The sequence below is a fragment of the Arthrobacter sp. SPT-J7 genome, assembly GCF_059089965.1.
On the sequence record NZ_JBNHFF010000003.1, the window covers coordinates 37554 to 58752 of the forward strand.

15 protein-coding genes are annotated in these 21199 nt (G+C 67.9%); 5 read left to right on the forward strand and 10 right to left on the reverse strand.

What is annotated here, in order from left to right; translation table 11 throughout:
• Positions 1-57: 57 nt before the first annotated feature.
• Entirely contained in the window at positions 58-1344 is a 1287-nt protein-coding gene (gene glgC, locus AC5RWX_RS05615) for a glucose-1-phosphate adenylyltransferase (RefSeq protein WP_493938986.1), read from the reverse strand.
• Positions 1345-1450: 106 nt separating this feature from the next.
• On the opposite strand from glgC, the gene glgA reads away from it, so the two are divergent.
• On the forward strand, positions 1451-2647 hold the full coding sequence (gene glgA / locus AC5RWX_RS05620; protein WP_493938987.1) for a glycogen synthase: 1197 nt from the start codon (positions 1451-1453) through the stop codon (positions 2645-2647).
• Here glgA and AC5RWX_RS05625 read toward each other — a convergent pair.
• Positions 2626-3072 carry a protein-tyrosine phosphatase family protein gene (locus tag AC5RWX_RS05625; protein WP_493938988.1) on the reverse strand — a complete coding sequence of 149 codons (447 nt, stop codon included), beginning with the start codon at positions 3070-3072 and terminating at the stop codon, positions 2626-2628. The two genes, glgA and AC5RWX_RS05625, sit on opposite strands and share 22 nt — an antisense overlap.
• A 164-nt stretch (positions 3073-3236) precedes the next feature.
• On the opposite strand from AC5RWX_RS05625, the gene AC5RWX_RS05630 reads away from it, so the two are divergent.
• Positions 3237-5210 carry an APC family permease gene (locus AC5RWX_RS05630; protein ID WP_494097056.1) on the forward strand — a complete coding sequence of 658 codons (1974 nt, stop codon included), beginning with the start codon at positions 3237-3239 and terminating at the stop codon, positions 5208-5210.
• 72 nt (positions 5211-5282) lie between these two features.
• Here the strand turns inward: AC5RWX_RS05630 and AC5RWX_RS05635 are convergent, their stop codons facing one another.
• The 7 genes from AC5RWX_RS05635 to AC5RWX_RS05665 form a co-directional block, all read right to left on the reverse strand.
• Positions 5283-5957: a response regulator gene (locus tag AC5RWX_RS05635; RefSeq protein ID WP_493938990.1), complete on the reverse strand. Its 675-nt coding sequence runs from the start codon at positions 5955-5957 to the stop codon at positions 5283-5285.
• 103 nt (positions 5958-6060) lie between these two features.
• On the reverse strand, positions 6061-7443 hold the full coding sequence (locus AC5RWX_RS05640) for a DUF4118 domain-containing protein (RefSeq protein WP_493957638.1): 1383 nt from the start codon (positions 7441-7443) through the stop codon (positions 6061-6063).
• Between the two features lie 102 nt (positions 7444-7545).
• On the reverse strand, positions 7546-10872 hold the full coding sequence (locus tag AC5RWX_RS05645) for an ATP-binding protein (protein ID WP_493938992.1): 3327 nt from the start codon (positions 10870-10872) through the stop codon (positions 7546-7548).
• 2 nt (positions 10873-10874) lie between these two features.
• Entirely contained in the window at positions 10875-11714 is an 840-nt protein-coding gene (locus AC5RWX_RS05650) for a DUF4194 domain-containing protein (RefSeq protein ID WP_493957639.1), read from the reverse strand.
• Positions 11714-13174 carry a DUF3375 domain-containing protein gene (locus AC5RWX_RS05655; protein ID WP_493938994.1) on the reverse strand — a complete coding sequence of 487 codons (1461 nt, stop codon included), beginning with the start codon at positions 13172-13174 and terminating at the stop codon, positions 11714-11716. Before AC5RWX_RS05655 ends, AC5RWX_RS05650 begins: the two co-directional genes overlap by 1 nt.
• A 128-nt stretch (positions 13175-13302) precedes the next feature.
• Entirely contained in the window at positions 13303-15411 is a 2109-nt protein-coding gene (locus AC5RWX_RS05660) for an acyl-CoA dehydrogenase family protein (protein ID WP_493938995.1), read from the reverse strand.
• A gap of 77 nt (positions 15412-15488) precedes the next feature.
• A complete protein-coding gene (locus AC5RWX_RS05665) occupies positions 15489-16259 on the reverse strand; it encodes a TetR/AcrR family transcriptional regulator (protein WP_493938996.1) in 771 nt (256 codons plus the stop codon).
• An 80-nt stretch (positions 16260-16339) separates the two neighbouring features.
• Between AC5RWX_RS05665 and AC5RWX_RS05670 the strand changes: the two genes are divergently transcribed.
• From AC5RWX_RS05670 to AC5RWX_RS05680, 3 genes are read left to right on the forward strand one after another with little or no spacing between them, the layout of a single operon-like run.
• Positions 16340-17671 carry an acetyl-CoA C-acetyltransferase gene (locus AC5RWX_RS05670; protein WP_493938997.1) on the forward strand — a complete coding sequence of 444 codons (1332 nt, stop codon included), beginning with the start codon at positions 16340-16342 and terminating at the stop codon, positions 17669-17671.
• A complete protein-coding gene (locus tag AC5RWX_RS05675) occupies positions 17671-19011 on the forward strand; it encodes a 3-oxoacyl-ACP reductase (protein ID WP_493938998.1) in 1341 nt (446 codons plus the stop codon). The genes AC5RWX_RS05670 and AC5RWX_RS05675 overlap by 1 nt, the downstream gene beginning before the upstream one ends.
• Positions 19008-19904: a MaoC/PaaZ C-terminal domain-containing protein gene (locus tag AC5RWX_RS05680; protein WP_493938999.1), complete on the forward strand. Its 897-nt coding sequence runs from the start codon at positions 19008-19010 to the stop codon at positions 19902-19904. The genes AC5RWX_RS05675 and AC5RWX_RS05680 overlap by 4 nt, the downstream gene beginning before the upstream one ends.
• A gap of 24 nt (positions 19905-19928) precedes the next feature.
• On the opposite strand, the gene AC5RWX_RS05685 is transcribed toward AC5RWX_RS05680, so the two are convergent.
• A complete protein-coding gene (locus AC5RWX_RS05685; RefSeq protein WP_493939000.1) occupies positions 19929-21179 on the reverse strand; it encodes an RNA polymerase sigma factor in 1251 nt (416 codons plus the stop codon).
• Between the last annotated feature and the right edge of the window lie 20 nt (positions 21180-21199).

A 21199-nucleotide genomic window follows, 5' to 3' on the forward strand; every position in this document is an offset into this window, starting at 1 on the left:
GCTAGCGGTTTCCGGCGGCCGTTTCGGGTTCACAAGGGCGAGGCTTTGTGGGTCTGACTACAAGCCTGAGGATTTGTGTGTGGATTCGGCCTCGGTCGGGACCGTAAGCAGCACGCGCTCGTCTTTGCTCAAGACCGTCAAACCGGAGTCCGTCACCGTGAAGCCGCGGGCGCGGTCCAACTCCGGGTCCACGCCGATGGTGGCCCCGGCCGGGATGTGCACGTTTTTGTCCACAATGGCTCTCCGTACCACGGCGCCTTCGCCCACCGTCACATTGTCCATCAGGACACTGCCGCGGACCTGGGCGCCCTCGGCAACGAAGACGTCGGTCGACAGCACAGATTCGCTGACCTCGGCCCCCGAAACCACCACGCCTTGCGACAAAAGGGAGTCGTGGGCAGTGCCGGCAGCGCCGCTGATCCCGCGCACCAGCTTGGCCGGGGGCGATACCGACTGCCGCGTGTAAATCGGCCACTGCAGGTTGTACAGGTTGAAGGCAGGCAGCGGGCTGATCAGGTCCATGTGTGCCTCGTAGTAGGAGTCCAGCGTGCCGACGTCGCGCCAGTACTGCTGGTCCGCCCCGGTGGCGCCGGGAATAGCGTTGGCGGTGAAATCGTAGACCGCCGCCTCGCCGCGTTCCACGAAGTAGGGGATGATGTCGCCGCCCATGTCGTGGTCGGTATCCAACCGCTCGGCGTCGGACTCCAACGCCCGCAGCAGGGCATCGGTGTTGAAGACGTAGTTTCCCATCGACGCCAGGAAACTGTGCGGATCATCGGCCAGTCCGGCAGTGGTCTCCGGCTTCTCGACGAAGGCACGGATCTTGGTGGGTGTATCGGGTTCCGTTTCGATCACCCCGAACTGGTTCACCAGAGAGAGCGGTTGGCGTACCGCGGCCACGCTGGCAGCCGCGCCGGAAGCGATGTGTTCTTCCACCATCTGGGAGAAGTCCATCCGGTAGACGTGGTCGGCGCCAACCACGACGACGATGTCCGGCTTGGCATCGTGGATCAGGTTCAGGGACTGGTAGATCGCGTTGGCGCTGCCCAAGAACCAGCTCTTGCCGCGCCGTTGCTGGGCCGGGACCGAAGCCACGTAGTTGCCCAGCTGTGCGGCCATCCGCCAGGTTTCCGAGATGTGCCGGTCCAGGCTGTGCGATTTGTACTGGGTCAGCACCACGATCTGCCGGTAGCCGGAATTCACCAGGTTGGACAGCGCAAAGTCGATCAAACGGTAGCTGCCGGCAAACGGCACCGCCGGTTTAGCCCGATCCGCAGTGAGCGGCATGAGCCGCTTTCCCTCGCCGCCGGCGAGTACAACGGCCAGGACCCTCTTCTGTGGCATGTTTTTCCCCCTTCGCAGTTGCCGCGGCCCTTTTCGGGCCGAAACGTGACATCCCCCTTCCACCTCACACTAGAGGAAGCCTCCCGCGTGCACTACGTTAGGTTCCGTGCGCGTAGACATTGTGACAAAAGAATTCCCACCGGAGATCTACGGCGGGGCCGGTGTGCATGTGGCCGAACTCAGCCGGGTGCTGGCCGGACGGCTGGACCTGCACGTGCATGCCTTCGGGGCTCAGCGGCCGTCCGACTTCCACGGCGCAACCGTGCGAAGTTATGCGGTTCCGGCAGGGCTGAAGGAGTCCAACCCGGCCGTGCAGACGCTCGGCGTCGACCTGCAGATGCTGGACGGCTTCGCGGGCGCGGAGCTGATCCATTCCCACACCTGGTATGCCAATATGGCCGGGCACCTGGGCTCGCTGCTGCACCATGTCCCGCACGTGCTGAGCGCCCATTCACTCGAACCGTTGCGCCCGTGGAAGGCAGAGCAGTTGGGCGGCGGCTACCGGCTCTCCTCCTGGGTGGAGCGCACCGCCTACGAAGCAGCGGCCGCCGTCATCGCGGTGTCGGCCGGAATGCGCAAGGACATCTTGCGCTGCTACCCGGACGTGGATCCCGGCCGGGTGCAGGTGGTCCACAACGGGGTGGATGTAGAGCAGTGGAAACCGGACCTCAACGACGACGCCGTGCGTGCGTTGGGCATTGACCCGGGCCGGCCCAGCGTGGTCTTCGTGGGGCGGATCACCCGGCAGAAGGGCGTGCCGTACCTGCTGCGCGCCGCGGCACTGCTGCCGCCGGAAGTGCAGCTGGTGCTCTGCGCGGGCGCCGCCGACACCCCCGAACTGGCAGCAGAGGTCAACGCGCTGATCGCTGGCCTGCGCGAAACCCGAAACGGCGTCGTGGTGATCGAACGGATGCTCCCGCGCGCCGAACTGATCCAGGTGCTCAGCCACGCGACCGTCTTCGCCTGTCCGTCCATCTACGAGCCGCTGGGCATCGTCAACCTGGAGGCGATGGCCTGCGGAGCACCGGTCGTGGCCAGCGCCACCGGCGGCATCCCGGAGGTGGTCGACGACGGCGTCACCGGCGCGCTGGTTCCGTTGGCACAGATGGACGACGGGACCGGAACGCCGCTGGACGAGGAACAGTTCGTGCGTGACTTCGCCGCGGCATTGAATAAGACCCTGGCCGACCCGGCCGCAGCGCGCCAACAGGGCGAGGCCGGCCGCCGGCGGGCCGAGGAGCATTTCTCCTGGGACTCCATAGCCGACAAGACCCTGGAGGTCTACCGCAGCGTACTGGGCTGAGGAAAGCTGCGCACGAACCGCCGCTGCCACGGTGTTTCGACGGCGCCCGGCCGGTAACGCGCCCTGACGTACTCGACGGCTTCGGCCCGCGGGACGCCGTCGAGGATGGCCATGCAGGCCAAAGCCGTGCCGGTCCGCCCGCGGCCGCCGAAACAGGCCACCTCCACCCGCTCATCCTGTGCCCGCAGCCATGCCTCGCGGAAGGCGGCTGCGGCATCGTGGAAATCATCCGGCAGCCGAAGGTCGCGCCAGCGCACCCAGCGTTGTTCCCATTCGGTGGGCAACGGCCGCCCGTACTTCAGATAGAGGGCGAACTCCGGTGGGGGGCCCACCGGCATCGGCTTGAGCAAAGCGCGTCCGCGCACCAGCCGCCCCGACGGCAGCCGCAGCACGCCTGGAAGTGCGGGATCCCACGGCGTTCCCATGACAGAACTTTAGTCCCCAAGCGGGCATTAGGGGGCCGGGCCATTGGGGAGAATAACGTCTCCGCCGCGGCATCAAGAACGCATAAAGACTGCGTGCGGCAGGCTGTAGCGCGTTTACCGTGACAAACGGGTCCACAAAATTGGACCGTGTTGAAAGGCATTCGATGACCACTTTGAGTTTGCCTCCGTTCGATCCATCAGCACCACGGGCCCCGATGGGGGTGCGGCTGCGCGGGTGGATGCTGCACGACCTGCCGGCCACCGGGGTGAAGCTGGGACCGCATGGGACGGTGGATCCGCTGGAACACGGTCACGCGTGGGGAAAGGTGATGTGCCTGACCGGCGTGGACTACTTTTCCACGCTGGGCTACCAGCCGGCTATTGCTGCGCTGGCTGCCGGCGCCGTCTCTCCGCTGGCCACCATGCTGGTGGTGCTGGTCACCCTGTGCGGCGCGCTCCCGGTCTACCGCCGGGTGGCGGAGGAAAGCCCGCACGGTTCCGGTTCCATTGCCATGCTGGAACGGCTCTTGCCGCGCTGGCGGGGAAAGCTGCTGGTGCTGGCGCTGTTGGGGTTTGTGGCCACGGACTTCATGATCACCATGACGTTGTCCGCCGCGGACGCCACCGCCCACCTGATCGAGAATCCCTTGCTGCCGCAGTGGCTCGCCGGCCAGAATGTGGCGATCACGCTGGTTCTGCTGGGCGCTCTGACCGCGGTGTTTCTCCGCGGCTTCCGGGAAGCCATCGGGGTTGCCGTCGTCGTAGTCGCCGCCTATCTGACGCTGAACGCGGTGCTGGTGGCCGTGTGCCTGGTTGACGTGCTGGCTCATCCTCCGGTGGTGGCGGATTGGTGGCAGGCGCTGACCACCTCGCACGGCAATCCGCTGCTGATCGCCGCCGTCGTTGTGCTGGTGTTCCCCAAGCTTGCGTTGAGCCTGTCCGGTTTCGAGACCGGGGTCGCCGTCATGCCGCAGATCCGCGGAAAGGGCCGGGGAGCCCAAGAGCAGTTGGCGGACAGGATCCGCGGGACGCAGCGGCTGCTGACCACGGCGGCGCTGATCATGAGCGGGTTCCTGATCTCCAGCAGCTTTGTCACCATCCTGCTGATTCCGACGCAGGAATTCCAGCCCGGAGGAGCCGCAAACGGGCGGGCATTGGCGTACCTGGCGCACGAGCTGATGGGCCCGTTCTTTGGGTCGCTGTACGACGCCAGCACCATCACCATCCTGTGGTTCGCGGGGGCCTCAGCGATGGCCGGGCTGCTCAACGTGGTGCCTCGGTACCTGCCGCGCTATGGCATGGCACCCGGCTGGTCGAAAGCCTCCCGCCCGCTGGTGCTGGTGTTCTGCGCCATCGCTTTCCTGGTCACGGTGGTCTTTAACGCCGACGTCGATGCCCAGGGAGGCGCCTATGCCACCGGTGTGCTGGTCCTGATTACGTCCGCAGCCGCGGCTGTCACGCTCTCTGCACGGTCGCGAGGCCAGCGACGGCTCGCCTGGGCGTTCGGGACAGTGACGGTGGCTTTCGTCTACACCACGGCCGCCAACATCGTGGAACGGCCCGAAGGTATCCGCATCGCGTCGCTGTTCATTCTGGGCATCGTTGTCATCTCGTTCATCTCGCGGACCAGACGCTCGTTCGAGCTGCATGCAACGCACGTGCATTTCGACGAGCGTGCGGTAGAGCTGATCGCGCAGTCCGATACCGGGCCGCTCTTGTTCATCGCGCATGAACCCAAACGGCTGGACGCGGAGGCCTACCGCAAAAAGCTGGCAGCCGCCCGCGTGGTCAATAACCTGCCGCCCGACGAAGTGCCCCTGTTCCTGGAAGTCGTCGTGGATGACTCATCCGACTTCGAGACCGAATTGGACGTTCACGGGGTGAGCCGCCATGGTTACGACATCCTTGAAGTCCATGGCCCCGTGGTGCCCAACACCATCGCCTCGGTGCTGCTGCACATCCGCGACATCACCGGGCTGATGCCGCACGTCTACTTCCGCTGGACGGAGGGCAATCCGATCAACAACCTGCTGCGCTTCCTGGTCTTCGGCGAAGGCGAAATCGCCCCGGTCACCCGGGAAATCCTGCGGGAAGCCGAACCGGATGTGACCAACCGGCCCTGGGTGCACGTGGGCTAACCGTGGTTCGGGAACCGCTGCCGCCACACCGGCCCGCCCGGGAACCGCTGCCGCCACACCGGCCCGCCCGGTTCAGGGATCGAATCGGTAACCGATCCCGGGCTCGGTGATCAGATGCTTCGGCCGGGCCGGGTCAGCTTCCAGCTTCCGGCGCAACTGGGCGATGTACACGCGCAAATACTGGGTCTCCTTCACATATGCCGGTCCCCACACATGCTCCAGCACCTGCCGATGGGGCACCAGCCTGCCGGGTTGGCGGGTCAGCACCTCAAGGATCTTCCATTCCGTCGGCGTGAGTTTGACGGCGGTGCCCTGCTTCTCGGCCCGGCGGGCAGCAAAATTAAGCGTGAAGCCGGCGGCCTCCACGATGTCGTCCTGAGCGCCGGCCCGGCCGCGGCGCAGCAGCGCCCGCAAGCGCGCGAGCAGTTCGTCCAGGCCAAACGGTTTCGTCACATAATCATCGGCCCCCGCATCCAGGGCGCTGACCTTTTGCGCGGAGGCATGGCGCGCAGACAGCACCAGAATCGGGGTCTGCGTGCCTGACCGGACACGGCGTATGATCTCGACCCCGTCCATGTCCGGCAGCCCCAGATCGAGCACCAGGGCGTCAACTGGCCCTTCGGCCAACGATGCCAGGGCGCTGCTTCCCGTCGGCGCGGCAACGACGGCGTACCCATTGGCCCGCAGCGTGAGCTGCAGCGCCCGCAGCAAGCGGCGCTCGTCTTCTACGACGAGGATGGTGGTCACCGGTCTTGCTGGCGGATGGCCTGGGCCGTGGATGGTGCACGGGGACCGGCCAGGGGTAGGCGCAACACCATCGTCAGGCCGCCGCCAGCGGTGCGTTCAGGGTTCAGCGTTCCGCCCATCCTTCCGTCAATCCCCGGGCGACCGCGAGGCCCAGCCCGACGCCGGCGCCTTCCCCCGAGTCGGTCATCCGCTGGAAGGGTTTGAACATTTCTTCCAGATCCTGCGGCAGCGGACCCGTCCCGGCGTCGATAATCCGCAACTCACCATGTTCCCGGTTTACAGGGGGTTCCCCTGCCTGCAGCGTGATGACCGAGGGGTGAGCATGCCGGGCCGCGTTTTCGACCAAGTTCGCAATCACGCGCTCCAGCAGCCCGGGGTCGGCTTCGACCGGAGCGCTATCGTCGGCAATCTGGAAGGTCACCGACCCGGGCGGCACTGAGCGCAAGGCGCCTGGAAGCACGTCTTCCCAGTGGACCGGCCCGAGCAAGGGCCCGACGGATCCGCTGCTGATGCGGGACATGTCCAACAGGTTCTCCACCAGCGACCCCAATTGGTCGGCGTAAACATCGGTAGTCTGCAGGAGCTCGCGCTGCTCCTCCGAACTGAACGAACCACCCTGATGCAGCAGGCTGCTGATCGAGAATTTGATGCCGGCCAGCGGAGTGCGCAGATCATGGCTGACCGCCTGAAGGATGGAACCGCGCATCATGTTGTCCTGGGCCAGGCGCTCGTTTTCGAGCCGGCTGATCATTAACTGCTGGCGTGCGCGCAAGGCTGTGGCCTGCGCGGCAAACGCCTTCAGCAGTTGACTCTCAGCCGTCGGCAGGTGCGGACCCAGCAAGGCCATCACGGTGTTGTCGTCCACTCGTTCGACCGTGTCGGCAGCGTCCGGAGACCCCATTTGCTGCCCCACACCGGCGAGCAGCACCCAGCCGGAATCATCACCGGTGTCCGTTCCGCCGGTAGGCCGCACGAACAAGGCCGCCGCTTCGGCGTGGAACACCTGCCGGGCCTGTTCCAGCAGGCTGCGCAGGGGGTCTTCGGCGGCGATCGCCACCCGGGTCAGTTCATTCAGCGCTGCCGCCTCGGCGCCCGCCAGGCGTGCCCGTGCGGCCCGACGGGCAAAGACATCCACCACCCAGGACACGGCCGTGGCGACAGCGACAAAGCACAGCAAGGCCACGGCCATGGCGGTGTCATGGATCAGCAGCTGGCCGGTGGGCTCGGTCATTAAGTAGTTCAAGAGCAGGCTGCTCCACAGAGCGGCCACCAGGGCAGGCCAGATCCCGCCCACCAGTGCCGCGCCAACTGTTCCGGTGAGCTGGACCAGGGACGCGGTGGTCAGATTGGCGTGCCAAACCTGCAGCAGCAGGAACTGCAAACCGGCCGGCAGCACAACGGCCAGCAGCAGACCGGCCGTGACCCTCCGGATGCTCAGTGACCGGGGAGACGGCCAGCCGGACATCCCCGCCTGCACCTTCGACATGCCCTAGTCATACCACTGCCCTGGCCTGCAACGCCCGGTTCCCGGCCGAAGCGGCGTCCGCGGCGCCGTCGTCGTGCCGGCGCGAAGCGGCGCCCGGGCGGATCAGCGCAGGACGATGTCCACCGGGCGGGAGAGCGAGCGGCCGCGTTCCAGGATGCCGGAGCGGTTGGCGGATTCGTCGCGCAGGACTTCGGTGACGGAGCCGAGGAAACGGGCCAGGTCCACCTTGTCCTCCGGAGCCGCCAAGAGCAGCTGGAAACCGAACTCATGCAGCGCGTTGATGCTGGCCTCGGCGAAGGCCAGCGACGACTTTACGAACGCCTCGTCCATCATGACCGTGCCGAAGGTGCTGAAGCCCTGGCCGGCAATCCCGAGCTGGTAGGCCAGTGCCGAGGCCATGATGAACGCGGTGAAGCGCTGGCCCTCGCCGCCGGACATCAGGCTGGCCTGCAGGTTGGTGTACGCCCGGCCGTCGGCCAGCAGGTTGGTGCAGGTGATGTCCACGTGCGACCGCACGTCCAAAACCTCGGCACGCCAGCGGCGATCCTCCTCCGAGGCCAGCCGCTCCACGATGCGGTCCAAGGCGAGGTAGCGGGCGTCCATGTCTTCGCCGGTCTGCCGCCGGCCCATCACCGGCAGCGCGTTCTTCAGGTCGGTACGGAACTTGTGCGAAGCGTCCGGTACGGCGTTGGCGATCTCGATCTGCAGGTGGCTGTCCGCGTGATAGTTGACCCGGCGCAGGATCTGGTTCAGCGGCTGCAGCCGGGACGCGATGCTCCGGCGTTCTTCATCCAGCAGCTGGAGCAGGTCGCTGAAACGTTCATACGTGCGGTTGTTGAAGTACTCGCGGAACTCTGCCTCCCGCTGCGGCAGACCTTCGCCCACAATGTCGTGGTAGCGGGCCTCGTAATCGGCGGCGGCGTCCAGCGAGGTGCCGTAGTCAGACCCCCACTGCCGGTTGTAGGCCTCGAAGATCTTGACCAGCTGGTTGCTGGCCTCCAGGTTGGCCCGTTCCAGCGTGCCGCGGGAGGTCAGCAGCTCGCGCTCGACTTTGGTGCAGACATCGCCGAGGAACTCCAGATCGGTCACTTCGCCGTGCGGGGCGAACATGGCGTCGAGTGCGGACGCCAGTTCCTCAGTCAGTTCCCCGTCCGATTCGCCGCCCGCGGCCAGGCCCTCGCGGCGGTGGCGCGCGGCTGCCAGCCCGGCGGACAAGCGGGCGGCTTCGCCCTTGAGCACCCCGATCTTCTCCGTCGCAGCCGTGAGGTCCAGTTCGGCCGTTTCCAGTTCAAACCTCAGCTGTTCCAGGTCTGTGTTGGCGTCCCGGGCCTGCTCCAACCGTTCAACCGCCGCAGCCACCGCGGCGGCGTGCGCGTCGGTGGAGATTTCCTCCCAGCTCCGGGTGTCGGCAGCGACGGCCTTGGCCGCGGCCAGCCGCCGGCCCAGGTCCTGCTGTTCCCGGGCGCGTTCGGCGGATTCGGAATCGGCGGTGCCGTAGGTGTCCCGCAGCTCCAGCAGCCGGGTGGCGAGTGCGGCGATCTTGTCCTGGTTATTAAAGCCCAGCAGGTGGTCGGAAGCCCCGGTGTGCCGGTCGTCCTTCTCGGTGGTGCTGCTGCTGCGCTTCACCGCGCCGCCCAAGGTGACGCCGCGGGGAACCGAGGCCAACTGCTCCGGCTCCTCGACGCAGACGTAGTCGTAATGCGCCGTGATTTTGCGCCGGATCCACTGGCCCATCGCGGTGTCCTTGGTGACCAGCTTGGTGACCAGGTCGTCCGGATCGGCCTCGGCCTTGCCGTCCAGCGGTGCACTGACGTCGATAACCCGCAGGAAACCGCGGATATTGTGCTCGTTCAGGTACCGGGTGACGGCATTCATCCGCTCGCCCGGCACCAGCAGCGCAGAGGCCAGGGAGCGCAGTGCGCGTTCGGCTGCCGGCCGCCAGCGGGCTTCGGCGGGGTCAAGGTCGATCAGCTCGCCGGCAAAGGGCAGGTCCTCTTCCGCGATGCCGGTCGCCGCGCAGATCTGCCGTCGACGTTCCAGGCTTTCCGGGCGGATGTTGCTGGTGCGGCGGCGGAAGGACTCGATTTCCTGCTCCAACGCCCGGATCTGTCCTCTGAGGCTCCAGGCTTCGCCCTGGGCATCGTTGCTGCGTTCGCGGACGGCTTCGGCTTCGGTGAGCAGCTCCTTGACCAGCACCGCGGCGCGGCTGCGCGCTGCCGCCAGCCCACCGGGGCTGAAATCGGCGTCCAGGCCCGCGGCCTCCGCATCGGCCCGGAAGGCATCTTCCACGGACTGGCGGGCGCGCAGCTCGGACTGGGCCGCAGCCAGCTCCCGCTCCAAGGTGGCGACGGCGGCGCCGCCCTCGCTGCCGTACCGTGCGGTCAGCTGTGCAGCCTTCGCCTTGAGGTCGGCGCGTGCCGCTTCAGTGTCTGCCAGCTCCTGCACCGCAGTGGCCGCTTCCGCGTCCAACAGGTCGATCTGCCGGTCCTGGCACTCCAGTGCCAGGCGGCGGCGGTAGATCGGCAGGGCGACGTCGGCCAAGAGGATGTTGCGGTCCAGCTGCGCCTGCGCCTGGCGCAGCTGTTGGTGCAGCCGAGGCACCGGAGCCAGCAGGTCCCGTTGCTGCCGGACACGTTCCAGCTGCCGCCGGATGCTGCGCAGGTGGCTGAAGTCCTGCACTGCCTCTTCGGCCGCGGCCAGCGTCCGCGGCGTATCCAGCACGTGGTTGCGGAAGAAATCGTTGACGGTGCCGCCCAGGCCCTTGCCGGTCTGCAGCGTGCGCAGCAGCCCGAACGCTTTTTCCTGGTCGATGCCCAGTGCCTGCCGGAAACGTTCCGCGAAGGCCTTGTGCGAATCGAAAACCTGGCTGCCCGGCAGCAGCGCCTCCAGGGAGGTCTTGCTGAACCGGCCCTTCATCCCGGACTCCAGACGGGGGATGTCCAGCGGCTTGTCGTGGAGGACGTAGAAACGGCCCACGTTGTGTTCGGTGCCGTTGGCCGGCAGGTCCAGCATCACCGCCAGGCTGGTGGTCTGGCCCAGGACATTATCGAAGGTCAGGCAGACCGCCGACCAGATGGCTCCGGGACGCTGGTAGAAGGTTGCGGTTTGCGATTCGTCGCCGTCGGCGGGCGTGGCGCCCAGCCGTCCGCGCATGTAGCTGAATGCGGTACGCCGTTCCTCGGATGCATGGCCGGAGCTGGTCTGCGCGGCCTCGTTCATCTTTGGCCGGGCGTCCAGTACCTGGAGCATGCCGTCGAAGATCGTGGATTTGCCGACGCCGGAGCCACCGGTCAACAGCGTGCCGGCGCGGTCCACCCGGATGGTGTGGGCGCCGTCGAAGGTGCCCCAGTTGACCAGCTGTACGGATGTGAGCCGGTGCTGGCCGGGGTTGAGCAGCCCGTCCATCGGCAGGATTGTCTCAATGCTCATGCTCAGGCCTCTCCGCCGTCGAAAGCCAACTGGTCCGCCTCCGGTTCGCTGCCCGCTGGCAGGTCGGCGCCGGCCAGCGAATCAATCACCGCGGGGATGTCGCCGATGTTTTCGAACGGCAAGGCGAGCGGCAGCGCCGGCGAAATGACCCAGACATCGGGAAGCTCGGTTGCCTGCAGCAGCCGGCGCTCGTTGGCCAGCTTGCGGATGGAGGCGTCGGCCAGATCCTCCACGTGCTTGGCATCGCGCTGCTCCGGATCCACGTAGTCCTGCAGCACGTCGATGACGTCGGCGCGGCTGATCAGTGGCTCGGTCCCGGTGCCGGAGTGCCGGTCCTGGACCAGGCGCATGCGCAGCAGCAGCAGCGTCTCTTCCCGGGTCATATCCCGCTGCCGTTGCAGGGCGGTGGTGTGCGGCTCGGCCATCGGGACCGGGCGCAGCATCGCGACCTTGCGGTCTTCGTCGATGACCAGTTGCAGGAACAGCTCGCTGAGCCGGGAAGCGAGGATCCGCCGGTGTTCCACCACGGTGTCGTAGACCCGATCGGTGGAACCTGCGTCCAGGTAAGGGCCGCGCAGCAGCCTGATGAGGGCTTGGCGCAGCTTCAGCGGCAGCGTGCCGGTATCGCCGTCGAACAATTCGGGCCCGTCCTGGACCTCGTCCCGGGCAGACGATGCGTCAGGCTCCGCAGCGTCGTCAAGCTCCGCCAGGTCGTCAGGCTCCGCAAGCTCCACCCGGTCCGCAAACCCGGCCTGGTCGTCAAGCTCCACGGCTTCTTCCAGCGCGACGTCACCGGACGGACCTCCGGCGGGGGCAAGGCGGACCTCGGTCAACTCGTTCATCAATCTGCAGCTTTCGTGAAGGTGACGGCTGGCAGCACTGCGGTGCGTTCGCTGCCGTCGATCTGGATCAAGGTCACGGTGTCGGTTTCCTGCGGGTCCAGCGAGCCACCGGAATTCAAGGCACGCTGCAGCAGCCAACGCAGGCTGTTCAGGTGCCGGTGTTGCGGTTCCAGCTGGGCATAGACCGCGGACAACGGAACGGGACCCCGGGCCTCCACTGCGGTGCGCACGGCGTCGGAGAGAACCGCTGCGTCCGCTTGCGGCGTGCGGACCGCTCGGTGGATGTCTGCTTCGGTGAACGCCGGCGGCGCCGGCAGCTTGGCAGGTGCCTGGTGGCTCTGCGGATCATAGAGCCGGACCATGCTCACCGACTCAAATCCGGAGCCGAAGAGCTCCGGTGCGGGGATCACGGCGCGGCGGCCCGGCAGGCTGTGCCGGGACTTGAGGATGGCGGTCTCGGCCGCACGGATTGCCTGCCGCAGCTGGATTGATTCGCGGACGTCGTCCGACTGCACGAAGGTGTGCATGCTTTCCGACAGCCGCCCGTAGATCCGGTGGATCTCCGCCGATTGCGCCCGCAGCTGGGGCATCAGCCGCTGCAGCGCCCGCCGGTCCTCGGCCTCCAGCGCGTCGGCGAAGTCCCGCTCGAGCACCGCGGCGATGGCCTGCCGGAAGCGCTGCTGCTGCTCCTCGTCGTTCAAGAAGGCGGTGAAGCTCTCGTACGTCCGGCCTTCGCTGGTGCCGCGCAGACGCTTGTCTGCCTCGAGGACCTCGCCCATGGTGATGCCCTTGGTGGCGTTCGACTCCACGATCTCGGCGCGCAGCGTGTGCAGCATCAGCTCCAGGCCGTCGCGCATCCGCTTGAAATCCGCCGGCAGCCCGGCCGCCAGCGCCAAGACGTCGCGGGCCGCCTCTACCGCCGTGGCGTCGGGCAACGACGCCGGTGCGTCGCCGGCTTCCAGCGCGCGGATCTTTTCCTGCCGCTGGGAGATTTCAGCCTGCAGCACGGCGATCCGGGCCTCGGGATCAGGATCGGTCTCGTGCGCCAGCGCTTCAACGCGAGTGAGCAGCGTGGCCAGGCGGGAGCTGTTCAGCGACGAGGAGGTCCCGGTCAAGCCATCCAGGTACTCCAGGAACCGCACCGTGGTTTCGGTCGGTTCGTAGACGAATCGGCCGTCCTCGCGCAGCCGGGACAGGTAGCGCCGGGCCACCCAGTCATCGGCATATTGGCGGGCAGACCAGTCCGTGCGCAGTTCCACCCCGGCCCGGCGCAGCTCAGCCAGGAACGAGTCGGTGCTGCGGTGAAACTCTTCAAGCGGCAGCTGCGGCCTGGAACGGGTGAAAGCGGTCCTGAACAGCGCCGGCACCCATGGGCTGGCGGACGCGAGCTTCAGGCCGGGCGTGGCAGCCAGGGCCTGCAGCTCCTGCCAGCGGGCAAGGGCATTCTGGGTGAAGGACATGGAGGTGCTTTCCGCCCGCGGAAGGGAGTAGCGGGCCCAGAAAATCTTAGCTGGTTTGGCTCCACTCACGACGGCGGGGCCCCGCCAAGGCGAGCCGTGTCGCCTGGCGGAGCCCCGCCGTCGTTGTCCTAGCCCTTGGCTTCCGGTTTCTGCCGTTTCTGGGCGAGCTTGTCCTCGGCCCTGCGTCGGGCGATCAGTACCTTCTCGTCCACCGGGGCTTCGCCGCTGGCGCGCCGGGAGCGGGCATACGCCATGGCCTTGTCCTGCCGTTCCTGCTCCGCGCCGCCGGCAATCTTCGCGCGCAGGTGCTCGGGGCCGTAGCCGAAGGCGTCCACCAGGTCGCGGGCGTGTGGGCGCAGCCGGGACAGCAGCCGGTTGATGTAGGTACCGAGGATGCGGGCGCGTTGTGCCGACAGCCGGCCGTACATCAGGTACCAGCCCAGGTTCTTCTCCACCAGCGACAGCCCGAACAGGTCCCGCAGCCAGGTCAGCACCTGCCGGGTGCCGTGGTCATCGATCTGGTCGAGTGCGGCGGTGAAGGCTTCCCACTGCAGCAGTTCGGCGTGCGCGCGGGCCGCCTCGATCAGCTCGTGCTGGTGTTCGTTGAACAGCGCCGCGGCCTCCTTTTGCGGAAGTCTGGTGGCGTTGCGCAACGCGCCGCCGATGCCCGCCACCATGGTGGAGACCCGGTCGGTGAGCAACTGGCGCTGGGTTTCCGGATCCTTGAGGTAGTTGGCGCTCTTGCGCTCCGATCCGCTGTCCGCGAAGGTCTGGGCTACCTGCCGCAGGCCGGTGCGGTGCAGGGTGGCGTCGGCTGCCTGGTGCGCCACCCAGCGGGCCATCACGCCGAAGTCGGCATGGCGGAATTCCTTGGCGTAGTCGGCCAGCAGGCGCTTGGCGACCAACTGCAGCAGCACCGTGTTGTCACCCTCGAAGGTGGCGTAGATGTCCAGGTCCGCGCGCAGCGCGGCGAACCGGTTTTCGGCCAGGAAGCCGGCGCCGCCGGTCGCCTCGCGGCACTCCTGCAGCGTGTCCAGGGCGTGCCAGGTGCTGAGCGACTTCAGCGCCGCCGCCAAGGTTTCCAGGTCCTGCCGGTCCTCGTCGGTGTCATGGGCGCCGGAGAAGACGTCGTCGAACTTCTGCAGCAGTTGTTCATGTGCGAAAGAGGCCGCGTAGGTGGTGGCCAGCCGGGGCAGCAGCCGGCGCTGGTGGCGCTGGTAGTCCAGCAGCACCTCTTCGGTGATGTCCGAGGAGGCGTTGAACTGCCGTCGTTCGGTGCCATAACGGACGGCGATGGCCAGTGCCACCTTGCTGGCGGCCACCGCGGCGCCGTCCAACGAGACGCGGCCCTGTACCAAGGTTCCCAGCATAGTGAAGAAGCGGCGGCCGGGACTGGCGATGGGGGAGGAGTAGGTGCCGTCTTCGGCCACGTCGCCGTACCGGTTCAGCAAGTTGGTGCGCGGAATGCGGACGTGGTCGAAGTGCAGCCGGCCGTTGTCGATGCCGTTCAATCCGCCCTTGTAGCCGTCGTCCTCGCCGCCGATGCCGGGCAGGAAGTTGCGCTGCTCGTCGCGGATGGGCACGTAGAAGGCGTGCACGCCATGGTCCACGCCGCGGGTGACCAGGTGGGCGAACACCACGGCGGCCAGACCGTCATTGGCGGCGTTGCCCAGGTAGTCCTTCCAGGCGGCGCGGAAGGGGGTATGGATGACGAATTCCTGCGTCTCCGGGTCATAGGTGGCGGTGGTGCCGATGCTGGCCACGTCTGACCCGTGGCCAGTCTCGGTCATGGCGAAGGCGCCGGGGGTTTTCAGGCTCATGATGTCCGGCAGCCACCTGTCGTGGTGTTCCGCGGTGCCCAGATGCAGCACGGCGGCTCCGAACAGGCCCCATTGGACCCCGGCCTTGATTTGCAGCGAGGGGTCGGCGGTGACCAGTTCCTCGAAACCGGCAATGTTGCCGCCGTGATTGTCCTCCCCGCCCAGTCGCGTGGGGAACGCCCGGTGCACGGCCCCGGCGTCCACCAGATACTTCAACTGGCCCACCACCCGCTCGCGGTGCTCCTCCATTGGCAGGCCGTCGATCCGGTGGATCTCCGGACGGCCGGCGAGCTCGCGGGCCGCCTTGCGGATGTCGGCCCAGCGGCCCAGCAGGACCTCGCCGAGCGCTGCCACGTCAACGCTGGCGCCGCGGTCTTCAACCGGCTCCGGGGTTTCGGCAGTGGGGGTATACGTCATCGGTTGTTCCTTCAGTCGTCACGATAGGTCGGATGGTCACCTGCTGCTGCCGCGGTGCCGCCGGCAGCATGGCCGGCTCAGCCGGGGGCGCTGCGCACCTTGTCCGGCGGCCCGGACGCTGCCTCCGGCTCCGTTCGGAGGGGAGCGACTCCGCGGAGCAACCACTGGGTGAGCAAGGTAGTCATGAGCTCCCGGCTTGGTTTGGTGCCGTTGTCCGGCGCGGCCAGCCAGCGTTCGCCGGCAGCACGCACCATGCCGATGGCGGCCCGCGGCCAATAGGAGGCGGCGGCCAGTTCCGCGGCGTTGTCCGCGGATGCGCTCAGATGGCCGCGCAGCGGGGCTTCGATCATCGCCGTCACGTTGGCGAAGAAGTCATGAAGTACCGCGGAACTGCCGGTCTCCGGGGCAGCCTCGGTCGGCGCCGGCCCGCCGACCAGCAGCTGCGGAACCGATGGATCGAAGGGCGCGCCGCGGGTGACGAACGCGTAGACGTGCGGCGAGGATTCGGCCATCTGGAGGTAGACCGACACCATGGCGTGCAGGCCTTCCTGCGGCGTGGTGGCGCTGGCGGCGGCGTCCTGGAGCCGGGCTTGCATCCGGCCCACGACCACTTCGCCCATGGCCTGCTGCAGCCCGGCTTTGTCGCCAAAGTACCGGTAGAAAACCGGCTTCGAGGTCCCGGCCGCCGCCGCGATGTCCTCCATCGAAGCGTCAGGGCCCAGCCGGTGCACGGCATGGCGGGCGGCACGGATCAGTTCCCGGCGACGCTCGGTCCGGTGGCGGTCCCAGCGGGCGGAGCGGCCGTCGGGCCCCGGCGAAGCCGCAGTGCGGACTGTGGCGCTATTCACGTTACCCAGCGTATCAGGTACGCTTGGTTACGGTAACTGACATCGTTCCGACCTGCACCCGATTCACGAGGAGAGCCTTCATGGCCGCTTCACCTGACGCCACCGGCACCGCCAACGTTCTGCGCAAGGCAGTCGTCATCGGCGGCAACCGCATCCCGTTTGCCAGGGCCAACGGGGCCTACACCCAGGCCAGCAATCAAGACATGCTCACTGCCGCCCTGGACGGTTTGGTGGCTCGCTTCGGACTGCAGGATGAACGGATCGGCGAGGTGGCCGCCGGCGCCGTTTTGAAGCATTCACGCGATTTCAACCTCACCCGCGAAGCGGTCATTGGATCCGCGCTGTCCCCGGAAACGCCCGCCTATGATCTGCAGCAGGCCTGCGCCACCGGCCTGGAAACAGTGATCGGCCTGGCCAACAAGATCAAGCTGGGGCAGATCGATTCCGCCATCGCCGGTGGCGTCGATTCCGCCTCCGATGCGCCGATTGCGGTCAGCGAGGGTCTCCGGGCGGTGCTGCTGGAACTGCACCGCGCCAAATCCGTGCAGCAGAAGCTCACCGCCTTGGCCAAGCTCCGCCCCAAGGACCTGGCCCCGAACGCGCCGGGTACGGCCGAACCGCGCACCGGGCTGTCGATGGGGGAGCACCAGGCGCTGACCACGGCGGCGTGGAACGTGACCCGCGAGGCGCAGGACGAACTGGCGCTGGCCAGCCACCGCAACCTTGCGGCCGCCTATGATCGCGGGTTCTTCGACGACCTCATGACGCCGTACCGCGGTCTGGCCAAGGACTCCAACCTGCGGGCCGACACCACGCTGGAGAAGTTGGCCAAGCTGCAGCCGGTCTTCGGCAGGAACCTGGGCGCCGAGGCAACGATGACCGCCGGCAACTCCACACCGCTGACCGACGGCGCCTCAGCGGTGCTGATCGGTTCGGAGGAGTATGCCCGCAGCAATGACCTTCCGGTGCTGGCCGAAGTAGTCGACGCCGAAGCCGCAGCAGTCGATTTCGTACACGGCAAGGAAGGCCTGCTGATGGCGCCTGCCTATGCCGTGCCACGGCTGCTGGCCCGGCAGGGCCTGACCTTCGCGGACTTCGATTTCTTCGAGATCCACGAAGCTTTTGCCGGCACAGTGCTGTGCCATTTGGCGGCCTGGGAAAGCGAGGAGTTCTGCCGCAATAAGCTGGGCTTGCAGAAGCCGCTGGGCCCCATCGACCGGACCCGGCTGAACGTCAACGGTTCGTCGCTGGCCACCGGACACCCCTTCGCCGCTACCGGCGGCCGGGTGGTCGCCACCCTCGGCAAGATGCTGCGCCAGAAGGCCGACGCCGAGTCCCGCACCACCCGCGGCCTGATCTCCGTGTGCGCCGCCGGCGGCATGGGCGTGGTGGCCATCCTGGAGGCAAACTGATGGCAGACCGCTACCTGGATCTGGTCAACGCCGGGCCGGTCAAGGGCCTGGCCAAGAAGCTTGGGCTGCCCCAGCCTGCCGTGCTGCGGCGCTACCGGCCGGGCGCACCGCTGTTGCCCGGGCCCGTCCTGGTGCTGGGCTCCGGGACCGGCGCCGACGTCTTGGCCAAGGAGCTGCTCGGCTGGGACCTGGATGTCCGCCGGCACGTGGCGCCGAAGGAACGGCTCGGCGGCATCCTGCTGGTGCTCGATGAACTGGCGTCGCCGGAAGAACTGTCGGACCCGATGCTCACCGCCGGGGCCAGCCTGCGGGATCTGGCTGCGGGCGGCCGGATTGTCACGATTTCGCGGCCCGCAGCCGGCACCGGGGACCCTGCCCGGGCCGCGGCCCGCCAGGCGGTGGACGGGGCCTTGCGGTCGCTGGCCCATGAGCTGCGCGGCGGTGCCACCGGCAACGGGATCCTGCTGGGCGACGGCGTGGATGCCGGCGCACCGGCCGTCCTCGGTGCGCTGCGCTTCCTGCTCTCCGGTCGGAGCGCCTACGTCGACGGGCAGTTCCTTCTGGTTGGCTCCGGGCTGGCCTCGCTGCCGGCGGCTCCGGACCGTCCGCTGGCCGGCAAGGTCGCCGTCGTTACCGGTGCCGCCCGTGGCATTGGCGCAGCCATCGCCGAGACGCTTCACCGGGACGGGGCCCACATCATCGTCGTCGATGTCCCGGCGGCCGGGGAGCAGCTGGCCCGGGTCGCCAACCGGGTGGGCGCGACCGCCCTGCAACTGGATATCACCGCGCCGGACGCGGGCGCGAAGATCGCCGCCCATGCCGCGGAGCGGAACCACGGGCTGGATATTGTGGTGCACAATGCCGGCATCACCAGGGACAAGCTGCTTGCCAACATGGACCAGGCGAAATGGGACTCGGTGATCGCGGTCAACCTCACCTCGCAGCTGCAGATGAACGAGCAGCTGTTGGCCTCGGGCGTCCTCCGCGAAGCACCGCGGGTGGTGTCGCTGGCCTCCACCAGCGGGATTGCCGGCAACCGCGGGCAGACCAACTACGCCGCCTCCAAGGCGGGCATCATCGGCATGGTCCGCGCGTCGGCGGCCGCCTTTGCCGACGCCGGTGGCAGCATCAACGCCGTCGCCCCCGGCTTCATCGAGACGGACATGACCGCCCGGATGCCGTTCGTCACCCGCGAGGTGGCCCGCAGGCTGTCCTCGCTGCAGCAGGGCGGCCGGCCGCTGGATGTCGCCGAAGCGGTCTCCTTCCTGGCCAGTGACGCCGCGGGCGGGATCAACGGCCAGACGCTGCGGGTCTGCGGCCAGAGCATGGTCGGCGCATGAGTGAGGTTATTCTCGGGGAGATGCCCACGCTCTCGCGGCTCTACCTGACGGCGGCCTCCACCGCAGCGCGGCACAAGCTCGGCGTCGGCCAGCAGACCGAACAGCTCCCGGCGGTGCGGCACACCGTTGGCGGCGTGCACATCGCCCCGGAGCGGGTCAGCGGCTTCCAGCAAGTGATGCACGGCACCGTCCGGGACACCTTGCCCTCGGTGTTCCTGCACTCGGTGGCTTTTCCCGTGGCGATGAGCGTGATGACGCGGCAGGACTTCCCACTCCCGCTGCTGGGCATGGTGCATCTGGCCAACCGGGTGAACCACCTGCGGCCGGTGCACTTCGCCGAACCGCTGACCGTGACGGCCTGGGCGGAAGGCCTGCGTGGCCACCATGCCGGCACCCAGGTGGAACTTCATACCCGGATCGAGTCCGGGGGCGAAGCCGTGTGGGAAGGCGTATCGGACTATCTGGCCAAGGGGGTCTACCTGCCCGGACTGGACAAGGCCTTCAGGCCGGAGCGTTCCGATTTCATCCCGCCGCAGCCGACGGCGCGCTGGCGGCTCGGTCCCGAAGCCGGCCGCGAGTACGCCGCTGTTTCCGGCGACTTCAACCCCATACACCTGAGCGCAGTGTCGGCCAAGATGCTGGGGCTCAAGCGGTCCATCGCGCACGGCATGTACCTGGCGTCCCGGGTACTGACCAGCGTGGAAGCCGCGGCCAGCGAACCCTATCGCTGGCGGATTGATTTCGCTGCTCCGGTCTTCCTTCCCGCCACGGTGGCGGTGCGGATCCATGACACGGAACGGGACGGATCGTGGCAGGCCTCCGACTTCACCGGCTGGGGAGAGCGCAGCCACCGGCTCCACTTCACGGGCAGCGTCAACACGCTCGCGGGATAGCCCGGCACCCCCGCCGTCACCGGTTCAGGTGGCAGCCGCCTTGCGTTTGAGCACTTCGCGTGCCCGGTCGTTCTTGGCCAAGGCGGCTGCAGCGGCGAACTCCGCCTTCGCCTCGTCCGACCGGCCGAGCCGGGCCAACAGCTCGGCTCGGACGCTGGGCAGCAGATGCGATCCGCGCAGCGCCCCGGAAGAGACCAGGTCATCCACGATGGCCAGTGCCGTGGCGGGCCCGGTCGCCATGGATACGGCCACCGCCCGGTTGAGCTCGACCACCGGGCTGGGCGCAATCCGGCCGAGCGCCTCGTAGAGCAGCACGATCTGCGCCCAGTCGGTCCGCTCGACGCTGGGCGCCACGGCATGACACTCGGCAATGCCCGCCTGCAGGGCGTAATTGCCGCGGCCGCGGCCCAGCCTGTCCGCCCGGGCCAGCGCCGCGCGGCCACGTCCGATCTGTGCGCGGTCCCAGCGGGTGCGGTCCTGATCGGCCAGCAGGACGGGCGTCCCGTCCGCCCGGGTGCGGGCTCCGAACCGGGAGGCCTGAAGTTCCATCAAGGCGACCAGCGCGTGCGCCTCGGCTTCCCGAGGGACCAGCGACACCAGGACGCGGCCGATTCGCAGGGCTTCGCCGGCCAGATCCGGCCGGATCCAGCGGTCCCCGGAGGTGGCTGCATATCCTTCAGTGAACATGAGGTAGATGACCCGGAGGACACCGCCCAGCCTCGGCCCCCACTCATGCGGTTCCGGCACCTCGAAGGGCACCTTCGCCGCGGCCAGCGTCTTCTTGGCCCGGACAATGCGCTGCTGGACAGTGGCCAGCGGCAGCACGAAGAGCCTGCCGATTTCCTCGGTGGACAGGCCGCCCACAATCCGCAAGGTCAGGGACACCTGGGCCTCCCGCGAGAGCACCGGATGGCAGGCGGTGAAGACCAACCGGAGCATGTCGTCCGGCACCGGTTCCCAGTTGGCGGCGTCTTCATCCTGCAGCCCGCGGGCCAGCATCTGGTAGCGGTCGTCCAGGCGTTCGGCCCGGCGCCACGCGTCGATCGCCTTGCGCTTGGCCACGGCCGTTAGCCAGGCGGCAGGATTCTGCGGCACGCCCGCGACCGGCCATTGGAGCAGGGCATCGGCGACGGCTTCCTGGGCCACGTCCTCGGCAAACCCAACATCCCCCGTGGCGCGGGCCAGGGCAGCGACGATCCGGGCACCTTCGATCCTCCAGACGGCATCGATCCGGCGCCTGATGGCAGCTGCCTGGTCCACGTCCGACTCCGACATGACTGACCTCCCGCTGCGGT